The sequence below is a fragment of the Vibrio sp. CAU 1672 genome, assembly GCF_029223195.1.
GTDB lineage: Bacteria > Pseudomonadota > Gammaproteobacteria > Enterobacterales > Vibrionaceae > Vibrio.
The window spans coordinates 43,785-61,993 of sequence record NZ_JARHUF010000007.1 but is presented as its reverse complement, the minus strand read 5'-3'; the positions used below and the strand labels follow the sequence as shown (position 1 = coordinate 61,993).

General features: G+C 49.4%; 16 protein-coding genes. 8 read left to right on the top strand and 8 right to left on the bottom strand.

Translation table 11 applies throughout. The features are described from left to right. Positions 1 to 95: 95 nt before the first annotated feature. Together P2G85_RS08695 and P2G85_RS08690 are read right to left on the bottom strand one after the other, a co-directional pair. The gene (locus P2G85_RS08695) at positions 96 to 359 is read right to left on the bottom strand and encodes a YfcL family protein (RefSeq protein WP_275863707.1); all 264 of its coding nucleotides are present in this window, start codon (positions 357 to 359) and stop codon (positions 96 to 98) included. Positions 360 to 374: 15 nt separating this feature from the next. Further along, the gene (locus P2G85_RS08690) at positions 375 to 905 is read right to left on the bottom strand and encodes an elongation factor P hydroxylase (protein WP_275863706.1); all 531 of its coding nucleotides are present in this window, start codon (positions 903 to 905) and stop codon (positions 375 to 377) included. A 330-nt stretch (positions 906 to 1,235) separates the two neighbouring features. Between P2G85_RS08690 and P2G85_RS08685 the strand changes: the two genes are divergently transcribed. Further along, the gene (locus P2G85_RS08685; RefSeq protein WP_275863705.1) at positions 1,236 to 1,859 is read left to right on the top strand and encodes a trimeric intracellular cation channel family protein; all 624 of its coding nucleotides are present in this window, start codon (positions 1,236 to 1,238) and stop codon (positions 1,857 to 1,859) included. 73 nt (positions 1,860 to 1,932) lie between these two features. Here P2G85_RS08685 and aroC read toward each other — a convergent pair whose 3' ends face one another. Both aroC and prmB read right to left on the bottom strand, forming a co-directional pair. Beyond that, positions 1,933 to 3,018: a chorismate synthase gene (gene aroC, locus P2G85_RS08680; protein ID WP_275863704.1), complete on the bottom strand. Its 1,086-nt coding sequence runs from the start codon at positions 3,016 to 3,018 to the stop codon at positions 1,933 to 1,935. Between the two features lie 201 nt (positions 3,019 to 3,219). Continuing rightward, positions 3,220 to 4,152, bottom strand: coding sequence for a 50S ribosomal protein L3 N(5)-glutamine methyltransferase (prmB, locus tag P2G85_RS08675; protein WP_275863703.1), 933 nt, complete (start codon positions 4,150 to 4,152; stop codon positions 3,220 to 3,222). A 63-nt stretch (positions 4,153 to 4,215) separates the two neighbouring features. On the opposite strand from prmB, the gene smrB reads away from it, so the two are divergent. Next, the gene (gene smrB / locus P2G85_RS08670; protein WP_275863702.1) at positions 4,216 to 4,746 is read left to right on the top strand and encodes an endonuclease SmrB; all 531 of its coding nucleotides are present in this window, start codon (positions 4,216 to 4,218) and stop codon (positions 4,744 to 4,746) included. A 120-nt stretch (positions 4,747 to 4,866) separates the two neighbouring features. Here the strand turns inward: smrB and sixA are convergent, their stop codons facing one another. Next, the gene (gene sixA, locus P2G85_RS08665) at positions 4,867 to 5,331 is read right to left on the bottom strand and encodes a phosphohistidine phosphatase SixA (protein WP_275863701.1); all 465 of its coding nucleotides are present in this window, start codon (positions 5,329 to 5,331) and stop codon (positions 4,867 to 4,869) included. A 451-nt stretch (positions 5,332 to 5,782) separates the two neighbouring features. Between sixA and P2G85_RS08660 the strand changes: the two genes are divergently transcribed. Beyond that, on the top strand, positions 5,783 to 8,560 hold the full coding sequence (locus P2G85_RS08660; protein ID WP_275863700.1) for an insulinase family protein: 2,778 nt from the start codon (positions 5,783 to 5,785) through the stop codon (positions 8,558 to 8,560). 54 nt (positions 8,561 to 8,614) lie between these two features. Beyond that, entirely contained in the window at positions 8,615 to 8,869 is a 255-nt protein-coding gene (locus P2G85_RS08655) for a CG2 omega domain protein (protein ID WP_275863699.1), read from the top strand. Between the two features lie 62 nt (positions 8,870 to 8,931). On the opposite strand, the gene fadJ is transcribed toward P2G85_RS08655, so the two are convergent. Together fadJ and fadI are read right to left on the bottom strand one after the other, a co-directional pair. Next, a complete protein-coding gene (gene fadJ, locus P2G85_RS08650; protein WP_275863698.1) occupies positions 8,932 to 11,043 on the bottom strand; it encodes a fatty acid oxidation complex subunit alpha FadJ in 2,112 nt (703 codons plus the stop codon). Beyond that, a complete protein-coding gene (fadI, locus tag P2G85_RS08645) occupies positions 11,043 to 12,350 on the bottom strand; it encodes an acetyl-CoA C-acyltransferase FadI (RefSeq protein WP_275863697.1) in 1,308 nt (435 codons plus the stop codon). The genes fadJ and fadI overlap by 1 nt, the downstream gene beginning before the upstream one ends. Before the next feature lie 455 nt (positions 12,351 to 12,805). Between fadI and P2G85_RS08640 the strand changes: the two genes are divergently transcribed. From P2G85_RS08640 to P2G85_RS08625, 4 genes are all read left to right on the top strand, one after another. Beyond that, positions 12,806 to 13,381: a sigma-70 family RNA polymerase sigma factor gene (locus P2G85_RS08640; RefSeq protein ID WP_275863696.1), complete on the top strand. Its 576-nt coding sequence runs from the start codon at positions 12,806 to 12,808 to the stop codon at positions 13,379 to 13,381. Then, complete coding sequence (locus tag P2G85_RS08635; protein ID WP_275863695.1) at positions 13,374 to 14,105, top strand: DUF3379 domain-containing protein; 732 nt, start codon at positions 13,374 to 13,376, stop codon at positions 14,103 to 14,105. The genes P2G85_RS08640 and P2G85_RS08635 overlap by 8 nt, the downstream gene beginning before the upstream one ends. Before the next feature lie 292 nt (positions 14,106 to 14,397). Continuing rightward, entirely contained in the window at positions 14,398 to 15,645 is a 1,248-nt protein-coding gene (locus P2G85_RS08630; protein WP_275863694.1) for a porin, read from the top strand. A gap of 309 nt (positions 15,646 to 15,954) precedes the next feature. Then, the gene (locus tag P2G85_RS08625; RefSeq protein ID WP_275863693.1) at positions 15,955 to 17,268 is read left to right on the top strand and encodes an outer membrane protein transport protein; all 1,314 of its coding nucleotides are present in this window, start codon (positions 15,955 to 15,957) and stop codon (positions 17,266 to 17,268) included. 137 nt (positions 17,269 to 17,405) lie between these two features. Here P2G85_RS08625 and P2G85_RS08620 read toward each other — a convergent pair whose 3' ends face one another. Further along, positions 17,406 to 18,182, bottom strand: coding sequence for an MlaA family lipoprotein (locus tag P2G85_RS08620; RefSeq protein WP_275863692.1), 777 nt, complete (start codon positions 18,180 to 18,182; stop codon positions 17,406 to 17,408). Positions 18,183 to 18,209 lie beyond the last annotated feature (27 nt).

The following is an 18,209-nucleotide window of genomic DNA, read 5'->3' as shown; positions in this document are numbered from 1 at the left end:
GCCTCACGATGATCGTGAGGCGTTTAATCGGATATACAATAGCTTAGCGCGTGATTCGAATATTTCGAACGATTGAGGCCTGATCTGGACAGGCATTAAGCCTGAGCCTGCAGCTCCTGCCACAAATCGGTGACAATAACCCGATCCGCCGGAGTCAGCTCCGAGCGGGCAGCTTCCAGGCTGTGTGCAATCCGGGACTTCAGCTCTGCCACATCATTGATGCCATCCTCTTCGCAAGACGCAGCTGACAAAGAAATGTGACCACGTAAATAACCACCAGCAAACAGCTCATCATCCGACGCCGTTTCAATTCGGGCATCAATCAGTTCCAGTAGTTTTTCTTCAAATTCAATAATCATGGCATTTCTCTGAGGTTATTTAACGATAAAGTCAGATGCTTCCAGTGGCTTGGTGTGGTAAAAGGCGCGCAGTGCTTCAGACAACATCTTCACCCGTGGTGGAAGGCTCGATTCAAGAATACCCATTACCTCGTTATGCACCTTGTGCATAAAAGCAAGTCTGTCTGGTTCAAAATCGCCGTGTAGATTGTCACAACTGACATTAAAAGGGAAGCCGGCACTTCGTGCCAGAATCCATTCATACGCCTGGGGGCGGATTTCCACTTTTTCAAACTCAGCCTGCACTTCTGCGGTCCGGCCATCCGGCTCATACCAATAACCAAAATCTTCCAACAAGCGGCGCTCCGGCCCGGCGACGCACCAATGAGCAATTTCGTGCAATGCTGACGCATAAAAACCACGAGCAAAAATAATCCGGTGGTGTGGCTGTTTTTCATCCGCTGGCAGATAAATCGGCTCATCACCACCAAGCTCTAACTTCGTGTTGAAAGACTTAAGGAAGGTGTGATTAAAAAGGCGGATAAGGTCTTGGTATTCGTGGGTCATGAGTCATTCTGTAGTTCTAATTGACATGCACCGTGCATTGTCGCTGTTTTTATAAACAAGGTAAAGGTGTCCCACATTTTTGGTTATTAGCTCTATTAATCTGAAAAGCCTTTTCTCCATACATTTTCTCATTCGTCACAGATCACATTTCCCACTACACTCACGGCTGATTTTTATGCTGTCAAATGGCTGTTTTTCCAGCCATTAAGAGTATGTTGTTTGAGATATTTAGTATTCCCCCTGATACTGAAATCTTGTTGGTGAGTATTACCACTGCTCTCAGGTCTATTAAGCCGTAGCGCAGTGTATTTTGATGTTGAGTGTTGTCCTATGCTGCTAAGTGTGTTGTATATCATTGGTATCACGGCTGAAGCCATGACCGGAGCCTTAAGTGCCGGCCGAAGAAAAATGGACTGGTTTGGTGTAATGCTGGTAGCGAGTGCAACGGCCATCGGTGGCGGTACCGTGCGCGATATCCTGCTGGGTCACTACCCGCTTGGCTGGGTTAAAAACCCCGAATTTCTCGCCATCACATGTGTGGCAGGAGTACTCACCACTGGTTTAGCAAAATGGGTCATCAAGCTTAAAGGGCTGTTCATTCGTCTGGATGCGCTGGGACTGATTGTATTTAGCATCATCGGTACCAAAATTGCGCTGGGTATGGGCTTGCATCCCGGTATCTGCATGGTATCGGCGTTAGTCACAGGCGTCTTCGGCGGCCTGCTGCGTGACCTGATTTGTCGCCAGACACCACTGGTATTGCACGAAGAACTGTACGCTTCGGTTGCCTTGCTGGCGTCTGGATTGTACCTGGCTATGCTGGAGTTGAATGTACCGGACGTGACCGCCACCATCGTCACTCTGATTATCGGTTACATCCTTCGTATGGCGGCCGTGCGCTTTAAATGGCGCTTACCTTCATTCCACCTGGAGACAGAAGGCTCACTCCACTAAGCGCGGCCTGCCACTGCAAAGCTAATAAAAAAGGTTGCTCGAAGAGCAACCTTTTTTATATTCACAACAGAGTTTAAATCTGTGGCGTTTCTGTCGTCACACCATGGTTTTGACCACGATGGCGCAACAGGTGATCCATTACGACAATCGCCAGCATCGCTTCTGCGATAGGCACCGCACGGATCCCGACGCATGGGTCATGACGCCCTTTGGTGATCAATTGAGTGGGTTCACCTTGTTTGGTGATGGTGTCACCCGGAACCGTAATGCTTGACGTTGGTTTTAGGGCAATGTTAGCCACGATATCCTGGCCGGTCGAGATCCCCCCAAGGATACCGCCAGCATGGTTACTACCGAAACCGTCAGGAGAAAGCGTATCACGGTGCTGACTGCCTTTTTGCTTAACCACGTCAAAACCGTCACCAATTTCTACCCCTTTCACCGCATTTATACTCATTAACGCGTGGGCAATATCGGCATCCAGACGGTCAAATACCGGCTCACCAAGGCCAACCGGGACATTGGTCGCGACGACCTGAAGCTTAGCACCAATTGAATCGCCCTGTTTCTTCAGGTCACGAATAAGCTGGTCAAACGCGTCCACTTTGTCTGCATCCGGGCAGAAAAACGCGTTGTTTTCGATTTCACTCCAGTCGACTTTCTCGATCGCCACGTCACCCATTTGTGACAGGTAAGCGCGGATCTCCACACCAAACTCATCTTTGAGATATTTCTTGGCGATGGCACCGGCAGCCACACGCATGGCAGTTTCTCGGGCAGACGAACGGCCGCCGCCGCGATAGTCGCGAATGCCATATTTTTGATGATATGTGTAATCAGCGTGTCCTGGACGGAACTTGTCTTTAATATCCGAATAGTCTTTCGAGCGTTGGTCGGTGTTCTCGATCAACAGACCAATCGACGTGCCCGTCGTTTTGCCTTCAAACACGCCGGAAAGAATTTTTACTTCGTCCGGTTCACGACGCTGGGTGGTGTAACGCGATGTGCCTGGACGGCGACGGTCAAGATCCGTTTGTAGATCTGCTTCGGTGATTGCTAGCCCCGGAGGACATCCGTCTACGATACATCCCAGTGCGATACCGTGACTTTCCCCGAATGTCGTCACCCGGAAATGTTGTCCGATACTGTTTCCTGCCATTACTTCCTCAAGTTGTTGTCGCTACGCCCTCTCGTTGGGAACGCAACTGCTTCCAATTCTTCGTGAATTCATAGTGGCGTTATTACGTTTTGATGTAAAGAGTAAATATGCACTATTTTTGCCCGCTTTAGCACTGCATGCCACGGATAAAAAAACGCCGGGCATTAAGCCCGGCGTTGAGAATTTGCACTTGTGATAGCGTTAGTCTTTGTACAGTTTGAACTCTTCTGCACAAGCCAGTAACTGGTCACGGGTGAGCATGAATACGCCGTGCCCGCCGTTTTCGAACTCGATCCAGGTAAATGGGATCTGTGGGTATTGCTCCATCATGTGGATCATCGAGTTACCTACTTCACAGATCAGGATACCGTTATCGGTCAGATAGTCCGGTGCATTCGCCAAAATACGACGTACCAGCTTGAGACCATCTGAACCGGCCGCTAAACCTAACTCCGGCTCATGAGTAAACTCATCCGGTAAGCTGTTCATATCTTCTTCATCCACATAAGGCGGATTCGACACAATCAGGTTGTACTTCTCTTTTGGCAGATCACGGAACAAATCTGAACGGATTGGGAACACTTGTTGCTCCATGCCGTGATCCTGAATATTTTGTTCTGCTACCTCAAGCGCGTCAGTAGAGATATCGATCGCATCGACCTCGGCATCCGGGAACGCATGCGCGCAGGCAATTGCAATACAGCCACTGCCGGTACACAGATCCATAACCCGAACCGGCTCTTCCACCAACCAAGGTTGGAACTCAGCCTGGATCAGCTCACCGATCGGTGAACGCGGCACCAGTACACGTTCATCAACATAAAACTCAAGGCCACAGAACCACGCTTTGTTGGTCAGGTAAGCGGTAGGCGTGCGATCGTTAATGCGCTTTACCACTCGCTCAACGATCCGCAGCCGTTCACTGCTGGTCAGGCGGGAGTTCAACACATGTGGAGGCACGTCGATCGGCAAATACAGGGTTGGCAGGATCAATTGCACTGCTTCATCCCACGCATTATCTGTGCCATGACCGTAAAACAGGTTGGCAGCATTAAAGCGGCTCACAGTCCAGCGAATCATATCTTGAAGGGTATGCAGTTCTGATACCGCCTCTTCTACAAAAATCTTATCCAAAATTGCCTCCGAAAAGCGCTACAATACTGCCAATAGAGTTGTATAAATGAAATTGTTTTCCCAATGAGCAAAAAAGACACCGATCACGATGACGATTTCGCCTTGTTTCAGGATGCAGTACAGGGCGTAAAAAAGTTGCGACAGGATACCATAATCCAGCAGCCAAAAAAAAATACTAAACAGAAAGAAGTCACCCGGAGCCGGCGAGAAGCCAGCGATGCCGAGTTCTACTTCTCCGATGAGTTTGTCCCTTTACTCAGTGACGAGGGACCGACCCGCTACGCCCGCGATGACGTATCGCAATATGAAGTCAAGCGTTTGCGGCGCGGTGTGTACGTGCCGGACGTTTTCCTCGATATGCACGGCATGACCCAGCAGGAAGCCAAACGCGAGCTAGGGGCGATGATCGCTTACTGTATCAAAAACGATGTGCATTGTGCTTGCGTACAGCACGGCATCGGGAAACACATTCTTAAACAAAAAGCCCCGCTGTGGCTGGCTCAGCACCCTGACGTGATGGCGTTCCACCAGGCTCCGCTGGAGTTTGGTGGCGACGGCGCGTTACTGGTGTTGCTGTCAATCCCGGAAAAATAACCGCCGTCGGAAAAACACAAAGGCAGGAATATACCCTGCCTTAGTTTATGCTTTCCCGTGCGAGATAAACCCTGTCAACCTGAGAATGCTGCGGCTGAACTTACTCCCACCAATATTTTTTTACGGTGTAATATGCCAGAGCAGTTCGCCATTACCGGTGTAAGGATCGTACTCCAAACACACCAAACCAGAGGTCGGAAACATCGGTGGCGCCATGTCCTTAACAAATTCTGCGGTTAAGTAACCGACCAGCGGCAGGTGTGAAACCAGCAATAGTGAATCCAGATTACCAATTTCAATCAAAGCGTTAGTGTAGTCAAACACCACATCCGATTGACCATAAGGGGTAATGTCTTCACAAGTTTCAATTTCTGCGGAAGAGAAATAGGCACTGATTTCCTGCCAGGTTTGTTGTGCACGAACATATGGGCTGACCAGCACTTTATCAAACTGGGCAAACCCCTGCTCTTTGCATGCCCGCGCTACCGCTTCTGATTCTGAACGGCCTCTCTGGGTAAGTTGCCTTTCTGCGTCAGAGTCAGCAAAATGCTCTGCTTCACCATGACGCATAATGAATATTTTCATGTTGTTTCCTAGGGATAGCTAACGCTACCAAAAGGTTGACTGCTATCTTTAATGATAGTTGGGCTAAAATACTGATAAATTTGTTGGCGTATTATACCAATTCGCTTGCCAAAGATAGCGACTTTCTTAACAATCTATTTAAAAGATGACGTTCAGTAAGTCACAAACTGCCCGGCTGGCGATGATGAAATGACATCAAGCACAGCAGGTGAGTGGCAAAACTGAGAGGCAAGGCACAGTCTTAACGCCCTCTCTGTAACAAAGTGATACGCGACATCAGCCAGTGAGGATGCAATATTGTACGCATCACCTTGAGTGATCACCGCGCATTCCTCAGCAGCAACCCAACGCCATTAGCACAGACCAATGGTTACCAGTAAAAGCAGTACTCTTATAAATAACAAATACGCGGCAAGCTGTTATTGTCGAAAGCGAACTCTGGAGACGCATCGTGCATTTAAGTCCTAACGATTCAAATCAATACCGCTACCTTACATTAAGTAATGCCCTGCGCGTGTTGCTGATTCAATCTGACAAAGCCAAACAGTCGGCGGCAGCACTGGCGGTTAATGTCGGGCACTTTGATGATCCTACGGATCGTCAGGGGCTCGCACACTATCTTGAGCACATGCTTTTTTTGGGTACGGAAAAATACCCTAAAGTGGGCGAGTTTCAAAGTTTTATTAGCCAGCATGGCGGAACAAACAACGCCTGGACAGGCACCGAACACACCTGCTTCTTTTTCGACGTGTCGCCCAACGCCTTTGAAAAAGCACTTGATCGTTTCAGCCAGTTCTTTACTGCGCCACTTTTTAACGAAGAAGCGCTGGACAAAGAGCGCCAGGCCGTCGATTCGGAATATAAACTCAAGCTGAATGATGATTCGCGGCGCTTGTACCAGGTAAGCAAAGAGATCGTCAACCCTGACCATCCGTTTGCCAAATTTTCGGTCGGCAACATTGAAACTCTCGGGGACCGCGAGGGTCAGTCGATTCGCGATGAGATCGTCGAGTTCCACCGCAACCTGTATTCAGCTGATTTAATGACCTTAACCTTGTTCGGGCCACAGACACTGGATGAGCAACAGGCGTGGGTTGAGACGATGTTTGCCGATATAACCAACCACCAGCTCAGTCCAAAATCCATTCAGGTTCCGGTTACCGGCGATAACAGTACCGGGGTACACATTCAGGTTGAGCCACTCAAAGAACTGCGCAAGCTGATCCTGACTTTCCCGATGCCAGGGATGGATCAGTATTACGCCATCAAGCCCCTGTCGTACTTCGCCCACCTGCTGGGTTATGAAGGGGAAGGCAGCCTGATGCTCCAGCTAAAAAATAAGGGCTGGATCACCTCACTCTCAGCAGGAGGGGGGGCCAGTGGCAGCAACTACCGCGACTTTACCATCAGTTGTGCCCTCACACCTGAGGGACTCAGCCATGTCGACAGCATCGTCCAGGCGGTTTTCCAGTACCTGGCAATGATTAGGCAAGATGGCTTTGCCGAATGGCGCTATCTGGAAAAGCAAGCCGTGCTGGAGTCGGCCTTTCGCTTCCAGGAGCCATCGCGGCCACTGGATTTGGTCAGTCACCTGGTGATTAATATGCAGCATTACCAGCCGCAGGACATCATTTATGGTGACTATAAAATGTCTCACTATGACGAAGAGTTACAACGCTCGCTGCTGGAATACCTGACGGTCGACAATGTGCGGACTACGCTGATTGCCAAAGGGTTAGACTACGACCGCACCGCACAGTGGTACTTTACCCCTTATTCAGTGACCCCTTTTTCCGCCGAGCAGCGCCGTTTCTATCACCATATTGACCCAGGCTGGCAGTTTGTTCTGCCGGACAAGAACCCCTATATCTGTTACCAGCTTGACCCTCAACCACTTGAAGAAGGCAGTTCACTTCCCGAACTGATCGAAGATCTCGAAGGGTTCCGCTTATGGCATCTGCAAGACGATGAATTCAGGGTGCCCAAAGGGGTATTATACGTCGCGATCGACAGCACCCATTCTGTCGCCTCGCCAAAGAATATTGTCAAGACCCGCCTGTGCGTCGAGATGTTTCTCGACTCATTAGCCAAAGAGACCTATCAGGCCGAAATTGCCGGCATGGGCTACAACATGTACGCGCATCAGGGGGGCGTCACTTTAACCCTGTCCGGTTTCAGCCAGAAGCTGCCTCAACTGCTGGAAATGATTCTGCGCCGCTTTGCCATGCGGGAGTTCAGCCCCGCTCGGTTTGATACCATCAAACAACAATTACTGCGTAACTGGCGCAACGCCGCTCAGGATCGTCCGATTTCACAACTGTTTAATGCATTAACCGGGCTGCTACAACCGAATAACCCGCCATTTTCCACCCTGGTGGAAGCGTTAGAAGAGATTGAAGTGGATGAACTCTCAGTGTTTGTCGAATCGGTACTGGCTGAGTTGCACGTTGAGATGTTTGTCTATGGTAACTGGCAGCGGCAGCAAGCCCATGACATGGCTACCACGCTCAAAGATGCACTGCGTGTGAAGGAGCAGCGCTATGAAGAGTCACTGCGCCCATTGGTCATGTTGGGTGAACACGGCAGTTTCCAGCGTGAAGTGCATTGCGACCAGCAAGACTCAGCGGTAGTGGTTTACCACCAATGCACCGACATCAAACCGCGTAGTATTGCGCTCTATTCTCTGGCCAACCATTTGATGTCTGCCACCTTCTTCCATGAAATTCGCACCAAACAGCAACTCGGTTATATGGTCGGTACCGGTAACATGCCTCTCAACCGCCATCCCGGAATCGTTCTGTATGTCCAGTCACCCAATGCAGCACCTGCCGAACTGGTAACCTCGATCGACGAGTTCCTTAATGCTTTTTATATGGTGTTGCTCGAGCTGAACGAATACCAGTGGCACAGCAGTAAACGGGGATTGTGGAACCAGATCGCCACCCCGGATACCACCTTACGCGGGCGTGCCCAGCGGCTTTGGGTCGCGATCGGTAATAAGGATTATGAGTTTAACCAGCGGGATAAAGTGTTGGCAGAACTCAAAGCTTTGACCCGGACAGATATGATCCGTTTTGTGGTCAATGAACTCAAACCACGCACTGCGAACCGCCTGGTCATGCATACTCAAGGTATTGCCCACGCTGATGCCGCGCGTATTCATCTTGGCCAGGAGATCGGCTCCATCGAAGAATTTCAGTTGAGGCCGACAGACTGTGGCCTGGGATAAACCATCCGGCGTAGGTTTACCTGCGCGTTCACTCACCAGACAGATGAGGACATGATGAAAAACCTACTTTTAATCGCGGCCCTGCTTGTTCCTGTGGCAACGGCGTCTGCTGAGGTCAAGGTGTCAGGAAAAGGCATCGAACTGAGCAAAGACTGCGTTCGCGTTGAGGGCGAGAATGTATCGATCAAATCCGATGACTGTAAGTCTGGCAAGTACGGTGACCGGGAACACGAAAACCGCAGTATTCATGGTGACAACAACCCGGGACAAGGTCACAACAAAGATAAAAAAGGCAAGAAAGATAAATAGCCCGGCGCACTGTGCGCTGAGACAAAATGAAAAGGCTTGCCGGAGCAAGCCTTTTTTATCGGTTAATAGAAGGTTTGATCTTCACCAGCCCGAGTCAGCAACCCGTCACATGGCGCATAACGATCGCCATATTTCGCTGCAAACTCATTCATTTTCTCCACCAGTTCTTTCAGGCCAAACTGGTCCATATAACGGAATGGGCCGCCTGAGAACGGAGGAAAACCAATACCAAAGATTGCACCAATATCGCCGTCTCGTGGTGAACGGATGATCCCTTCATCGAGGCAGCGTACCGCTTCATTGAGCATCGGCAGTACGCAGCGTAAGGCGATTTCACTGTCAGCCAGTTTTGACTCTGGCTTCAATTTCAATAGCTTATAAACGGACTTATCCACCTGCTTCTTCTTACCTTTATAGGTATAGAAACCTTTGCCGCTTTTACGCCCTTTTCGGCCATCATTGAGCAAGGTATCGAAGACATCCGGCCCCTTGAAGCGCTCGCCCAGTTCATTGACCAGAATCGGCATGATTTTCGCGCCAATATCGACCCCCACCTCATCAAGCAAAGTGATCGGTCCGACCGGGAAACCGAAATCAAGCAGAGCACCATCCAGTGCTTCGATCGGCTCATTAGCCAGCAGGATATGCGCGGCTTCATTCATGTACGGAGCAAGAATACGGTTGACATAAAATCCGGCCTTGTCTTGCACCACAATCGGAGTTTTCCCCTGTAGCTTGGCCAGTGAAACCACGGTTGAAATGGTTTCATCCGAGGTGGTTTCATGCGGGATCACTTCCACCAACGGCATTTTTTCCACCGGGCTGAAGTAATGCAAACCGACTATATTTTCCGGCCGCTCCGCTTTTTCAGCGATCTTGTGGATCGGCAATGAGGAAGTATTGGTGGCAAAAATGGTATTTGCCTGCGCGTTGGCTTCGATATCCGCGACCATTTGTTGCTTGAGATCCAGATCTTCAAATACGGCTTCAATCACCACATCGGTATGATTAAAACTGGTAAAATCAACACCACCCGACAACTGCAGCATTTTAGCCTGCAGCCCGGCTTTAGAAATAATCCGCCGTTTGCGCTGCTTGTCAAACAGCTTGAAGTTGTAATTGAGTGCATTCAGCACGCCATCATTACTGACATCTTTGATCCGTACCGGAATCTTGGCCTTGGCCACAGTAACATGACTGATCCCGGCCCCCATCAAACCGCCGCCCAGCACACCAACATGTCGCACCTCGGCCGGCTCAGCGTCACTGCCATGCTCTTTTTTCATCTCGGTGGTGGCAAAAAAGATCGAACGCAGCGCTCTCGACTCCGGGCTCATCACCAGCTCACCAAAGCGTTTGGTTTCCAGAGCCAGCCCCTGATCAAAACCTTTTTCCAAGCCATGCTGAATCACTTCAAGGATCGCCACGGTCGCCGGATAGTTACCGCGGGTTTTTTGCTCAGTTTTTTTAGCCGCCTGTTCAAAGACAAACTTACGCCCGAGACTGCTGCCTGACATCAGTTTCTCTTTGGTGGTTTGCTTTTTCTTACCCTTATTCTTACCTTTATCCAGCAACTGTTTTGCTACGTCCAGCAAAATACTTTCCGGTACACATGCGTCTACGACACCAAGCTTCTTGGCTTTCTTAGCCCGCAACTGCTTACCGGTCAGGATCAAATCCAGCGACGGCAGCAGGCCAATCAGGCGCGGCAAGCGCTGAGTCCCGCCAGAGCCGGGTAATAGCCCCAATTGCACTTCCGGTAATCCCAGACGGGTTTTATCCGATTCAGTACACACGCGGTAATCACAGGCTAATGCCAGCTCCAAACCACCGCCCAGGCACGGGCCGTGAATAGCCGCCACTACCGGGTAAGGCAAATCAGACAACTGTTGAAACAGCTCTTGCCCCTGCCTGGCCAGGGCTTCGGCTTCTGCGGCGCTGGTGCAGGCTTCTAGCATCCGCACATCCGCACCAGCAACAAAATTATCCGGCTTGAGGGAATGAATGATCAGGCCTTTGATACCACTGGTGTCATTAAGCTGAGCGAAAATTTCGTTCATCTCATCAGCAAATGCGGCCTGCAAGGTGTTCATCTTTTCGTTCGGCACATCAATGGCCAGCCAGGCAATGTTCTGCTCGTCAATGTCTAGGCTAAATGCTTTCTGCTCGCTCATTATTCCACCTCCAAAATCATTGCTGCGCCCAGGCCGCCTGCGGCACAAGCGGTATTTAATGCCAGCCCGCCACCACGACGTTTTAACTCTCGCAGGGTCTGTGTCATCATCCGTGCCCCTGTCGCCGCAAACGGGTGACCATAGGCGATAGAGCCCCCCAGGACATTAAACTTGTCCATGTCTATCTCACCGATCGCTTGCGAGCGGCCCAAATTTTGTTGGGCAAACTTATCCGATCCAAACATTTTCACATTGGCCAGCGCCTGCGCCGCAAACGCTTCATGCATATCAATCAACGTCAGATCAGAGAGTGCCAGACCAGTATTATCTAATACTTTGGCCGTGGCATACGAAGGTCCCATCAACATATCCATCTCCACACCAATTGCCGAGAATGCATAGCCGCGGATATAGCCCAGGATTTCCATCCCCAGTTCTTTGGCTTTGCCTTCACGCATCAGCATGACGGCTGCGCCACCGTCGGTCAGCGGCGTACTGTTCGCTGCGGTGACACTGCCATACTGGCGATCAAAGGCCGGGCGCAGTTTGGCATAGCCTTCAACTGTTGAATCATGGCGAATGTTATTGTCTTCAGCGATCCACTGCTTATAAGGTTCAGGAAAAGCCGTCATCACCTCGCCCTGGATTTTGCCTTCTTGCCAGGCTTGTGATGCGAGAGTGTGAGAGCGGTGGGCCAGTGCATCTTGGTCCGTTCGGGAAATATTGTGCGATTTCGCCATCTGCTCCGCCGTTTGTCCCATCGACAACCCCGTGGAGTACTCGGCGACCGCCGGTGGTACCGGCAATAAATCTTTCAAGCTGAGATTTTTAAGGATATTGAGCTTTTGGCCCAGTGTTTTAGTTTTACTCAGGGCCAACAAATTGGCAGCCAGCTTCTTAGATACTCCAATGGGCAGAACTGAAGAGGAGTCTGCCCCTCCGGCGATGCCGATATCAATATTGCCGGCCATAATGCTTTCCGCCACATTTACCGCCGCCTGGAAACTGGTCGCGCAGGCGCGCGTGACGCTATAGGCATCGGTATGGATATCCATCCCGGTACCCAATACGATTTCACGCGCGATGTTGGGCGCTTCCGGCATCTGCACAACCTGACCAAACACCACTTGTTCAATTAACTTCGGGTCGATGTCTGTGCGAGCAAGCATTTCGCTTACTACCATTTTGCCTAAATCGACCGCCGGCACTTGGCTGAATGCGGTACTTTGACGCGCAAATGGAGTCCGAAGCCCCGCGACAATAGCAACACGTTCACCCTGACGTGTTTTCACTTCCTGCTTGCCCATTATTTCTCCTTAAACACAAGAGGTCTGACCTGATGCATTGTAATCAGTTTGTTAAAATTATCAAACATGCGTTTAAATAAACGTGAGGCGAGTAGATCTATTGTTCTAATTGATTGATTTTATTTAACTGGACTATAGTTAAGACAACCAGAAATGATTAAGTAAGGGCAAAAATGAAGCAAAAAAAAACCACACAGAACTGTGTGGTCGGAATATCTATAAAACAATTAACTTACGCCAATTGATAAATAATCAGTTTCCTGATTAGGAGAAAGTAAAGTCAGCCTTCAAAAGGAAGTGTCATCTTGCTCAACATGTCGGTCACAAAGACCAACTAGATGACAAGATGTACTATAGCCCCTTCACTATAAGAGATTTTGAAATAGATCAATTTTATAGTGATTTTACGATTACCCAGGCGACACAATAACAATAAATGCATTCACAGAGCGAATATGGAGGCTCGTGTGGCGATTTTTACCCTGTTTGGAAAGAAAAATTCCGATCGTCCGGTCAACTCAGATATGGACAAACAAAGAAAATATGAAGCGCTTGTTCGCGGCTATCACAGAGACTTGTATCGCTACGCTTACTGGTTATGCAAGGATAAGACGGTTGCAGAAGATCTGGTTCAGGAAACCTGTCTGCGTGCATGGAAGTCTCTCGACAGCCTGCAAGACGAAAAGGCGGCCAAATCCTGGCTGATTACAATTTTGCGCCGAGAAAATGCTCGCCGCTTCGAACGTAAACAGTTTGATCTGGTTGATATCGATGATTATGGCAATGATGCTAAAGTCAATGACGATCCTCATCATCAGCAGGAGTGGCTTCAGGCCCAGATCATGAAGCTCGATGTCGAGTACCGTGAACCCCTGTTTCTTCAGGTTGTGGCAGGGTTCAGCGGTGAAGAGATCGGTGCGATCCTTGAACTGAACAAAAACACGGTGATGACACGGTTATTTCGTGCGCGCAACCAACTAAAAGAGATGTTGGATTCTCAAGATACTCAGAGAGGACAAAAAAATGGATGATCTCGAATTTCGTCGTCGTATTTTGTCGGATCCAAAGCACCGGGATAAAGAGGTTTTGCAGGCTTTGGCTGGTAGCGACGCCAACAATAAGTTTGTTGAGGACGTTTTGGATCTCGACATAAAAATCAAGCAGGCGATGAACATCGACGTACCGGAAGATTTGGCGGATAAGATTTTGTTCAGCCAGACCTCCAGCACTCTTGACAGCAAAGTGCTACGCCCCAACTTCATGAGAAAGGCGATGGCACTCGCCGCTTCTGTCGCCTTTACCGCTGGTTTGTTGGTGGGTCAGATCAACTGGGGCGAGCTGGTTACTCCTCCTGCCTATGCCAGTTTGGCTGATACCGCAATCGAGCATGTGATCACTGAAAGCCCGTTCGTCAACACGCTTGATGAAAATGTCAGCCATGGTCAGCTCAATACCAAATTGCAGCCTTTCCACTACCAGTTTAGTGGCGGGTTTCCCTACCATGTCTACTATCTCAACCACTGCGGTTTTGGTGAAGAGAACGCCATTCACTTAGTTTTTCAGGGAGAAAAAGGCAAAGTCACGTTATTCCTCACCGGGATACCAAGCGATAAGCCATTCGACTTCAATCAGCAAGGCATGATCGGTATCGTACAGCCTGTCGGTGAAGCAAGCATGATCCTGGTAGGCAACCAAGGTGAAGATATGGCAGCCATAGCAAGTACGCTAATCCCGTTGATTCAGCCGATGAACTAATTGCATTATATTGCTGATATATACTAAAAATGCTGCCTTATCACCGACAATGGCAGCATTTTTATTATCACTTACCACCTTTACATAAACCCCACCAATAACTAATAGAGTCAATACTCTAATTTTTGCACTTTAGTCACCACTTCACGACATTTAGCCGTCATTTCTTATATTTTTGTTTATTTTTAGCCAATGGTCGGATTTGTCTTAGCGGTGCAAAAGACTACTATCAGCGCCACTGAGTAAAAGCTCAAACTATCGCCCACAGAGGCGAAAAAATAGGAATAAGAAAATGACTCAAAAAATGCGTCTGTTTAACAAAACTCTCCTGGCGACGACCGTCGCACTCGTCTCCGGTCAAACCATGGCAGCCGGCTTCCAGCTGAATGCCCAATCGGCGACCGGTATCGGCCGTGCGTTCGCCGGCGATGCAGTAATTGCCGACAACGCCTCTGTAATGGCACGTAACCCGGCAGCAATGGCACTGTTTGATAAAATGGAACTGTCGTTGGGTTTTGAAAGCATCACCTCAATGATTGAAGTTAGCGACGCCAAGTACTGTGGAACAGCTTGCCAAGCAGGCTTTGGGCAGCCTCAAGAGGCTAACTATGATGATGCGGGTGATACCTCTATTGCGCCCAATATCCATCTTATTGTGCCAGTAAACGATAAGTTCGCCTGGGGTATCAACGCCTACTCAAACTTTGGTACCAAAACTGAGTTTTCAGACAGCTATGTCGCTAGAGAATACGGCGGCTTAACCGATGTTAAGAGCGCAAACTTTGGTCTTGCCGGCTCTTACCGTTTGAATGACCAGTGGAGCTTTGGTGCCGGCCTGGACATCATCTATGGCCAGGGGACGATGAAGCGTGAGCATGCTCAGATTGGTACTTTAATCGATGTCGATAAAGCTGACGGCTGGGCGCTGGGCTTTAACCTTGGTACCGTCTACGAGCTCGATGAAAACAACCGCTTTGGCCTTTCATACCGTTACAGCCCGGAAATGGAAGCGAAAGACGATAAAGGCCAGAAGATCACCCTGCCGTTGCCAGATATGGCAGAGTTCTCCGGTTTCCATAAAATGGCAGACAAGCCATTTGCGCTGCACTACAGCATCCAATACATTGGCTGGAGCGCGTTTAATCAAATCGAATTCCGTAACCTGCAAGGCTCACCGCTTGGTGCTAGCTACGACAAACAGTACCAGTGGCAAGACGGCTGGCACTACTCTATCGGTGGTACTTACTACATGAACAGCGACTGGACCCTACGCGCCGGCTACATGTACGACACCAGTGCCCAAGATAAGCTGACTTCGGTATCGGTTCCTGATTCAGACCGTCAGTGGTTCTCGGCAGGTTTTACCTACCATCTGAGCAGCAAGTCTAACCTTGACTTTGGCTTTACCTATTTGATGGGTAAAGACGTTGAGGTAAATGAAGCCACACCAAGCCCTATTGGTGGAAACTTATCTACGCTGTCAGCGACCACGCGAGCTGATGCGATCCTGTTCGGCTTACAATACAGCCGCAGCTTCTAAGCACAAGATAAAGAATAGGCAGAAATACACTGTGTATAAAAGGCTGGTATTCCAGCCTTTTTTTGTATCTGCTGTTTTCAATTTGCCTGATTTAGGCGTACACGTGTAATCAAAAGTGGCGTTTAAGACTCACAGTTGTTCGCTGAAGTTCATTCTCCCTTATAATACTTACAGAAAAATAAGCTAAATAATCAAACCTAAGCAGACAAATAACCTAAAAACACTGTTTTATTGGATTTTCATTTTTAAAGTAATAACTCTAGCTTTAAACTTTCGCCCTACGTTATAAATAACTCAGCGAACATTATCATGAAAACCAATAAGACTCTTCTTTCTACTGCAGTGGCACTCAGCCTGCTTGGCACGACAGGTGTTGCAAATGCAGCAGGCTTTCAACTAGCAGAGTATTCAGCAACAGGCTTAGGCCGCGCTTATGCCGGTGAAGCCGCGATGGCAGACAACGCAGGCTCACAATGGCGTAACCCGGCAATGCTGATGTACCTGGAGGGCACCCAAGTGTCTGTTGGTGCTATTTATGTAAACCCGAACATTGATGTCGACGGTGAGGTTCACTTCTACGGCAACAAAACTTCGGCAAGCTCGCATGATTTTGCCCATGATGCGGTGATCCCGAACTTTTACCTGTCGCATAAGTACAACGATAAGTTTGCCGTAGGCTTGGCACTTGGTACCAACTACGGCATGGAAACCGATCTGGGCAAAGACTTCGCTGCCTCCCATTTTGGTAACGAGGCCAGTGTGACCTCAATGGAGGCCAATCTGAACATGGCATACCAACTTAACCAGGCCATCAGCGTGGGTGGCGGGCTTCGCTACGTGATCGCAGACGGCAGCTTCGGTGCCAGCACACCGCAAAACAACGTAGTGGGTATCCACCCGGAGCATGGTCCAATCAGCGCACCGAAAGGCACCACTCTGAAATACATGGAAGGCGATGACACCGCATGGGGCTGGCAGTTGGGTGCTGCCTGGCAGGTAAACCCGCAACACCGCATTGGCTTTGCCTATAAATCAGCCGTTGACCTGACACTTGAAGGTTATGCCACCGGATTTGCATTCAACCCGGCGAACCCGAGCGCGCACAAAAACGGCAGCATGGACCTCACTTTGCCGGCAACGGCGGAACTGGCGAGCTTCCACCAACTGACTGAACAACTGGCCGTTCACACCAGCATTAACTGGACCGACTGGAGCAGTTTTGAAAAGTTGGTTGCCGATTTCCCGGGAGAGCCATCTAACCTGATCAAAGAAGAAAACTGGGACGACAACTACCGTTTTGCCGTAGGTACAACCTACCAACTTGATAGTAAGTTCGCGTTGCGCTCTGGTGTCGCGTACGATATGTCTGCAGTAAGCGATAAGAACCGTACCGCAACGATTCCGGAAACCGATCGCCTGTGGCTGAGTATCGGTGCTGGCTACCAATGGTCTGAGCAACTGACGCTGGACGCTGGCTTTACCTACATCTTTGCCAAAGACGCGACCATCAGTGAACCGCGTGATGCATCAGATGGACAAGCAGCCCAAATTGGCGGCACCTTCAATGGTGAGGTAACCGGTAATGTTTGGCTGATTGGCGTACAGGCTAACTACCACTTCTAACGGTTCATCCGACAATGAACACAAAAAGGCTTAGCGGGTGCTAAGCCTTTTTTCTCTCTCCGGGGAAAACTGCTCACCGGCTGCCCTGTGCCAGTAACGATCTTGACGAACCTGACTGACACCTGATGGTTTACGCTTTAAAAATCTTCCAGATACTGATCCAAGTAATCTTCTTCGTCCTCGTTGATCTCCGTATGAGTATCGACTTCGGCCTTATAGTTCTGCCGTTGGATATAAATATCACGCGTCAGCAGGTATGGATCAGGCGAGGCTTCCAGCTGCGCTTCCTGTGGTACGACTAACGCCCGTTTTTCCATACCTTCCAGGGCCCATTTGCCTAATCCGGCCCAGAAGTTGAAGTACGACAATGGCACATACATACCATCCACCGTATCCGTCACCTCACGTAAGGTGTAGGGGCCATAACCGGGGATCATAAAATACGGTCCGTGACCAACATCGTAGTGCCCGATCGCATCGCTGAACGCTTTATCATCGTACTTGGTGATCCCTGCAGCGGTGGCAATATCAAACAGACCAAAAATACCAAAGGTTGAGTTGATCCAGAAACGGTTGAAATGATTAACGGCCTTTTCTCCGTTACCCATCAGCAGGTTGTTCACCATGCTGGACGGCTCGTCTAGATTTGACAAAAAGTTAGCAATACCGGTTCTAAGCGGTACAGGGGTATAATTGACATAAGCCAGCGACACCGGACGAACTAAATATGGGTCAAGATAATCATAGTTGATCGCCCACATTGTGCGGTTGAAGTCTTCCAGGGGATCAAACACTTCCACACCAGATGATGAGTAGAACTGATTGTCCTCTGAAGTCTCATCCGGGGCACTTGCACAGCCAACTAACGCAACCGTAAACAATAACAGAAACGTGGTTTTAACCTTGTTATACATTTTAAGTTCCATTAATAAAAACAAAGG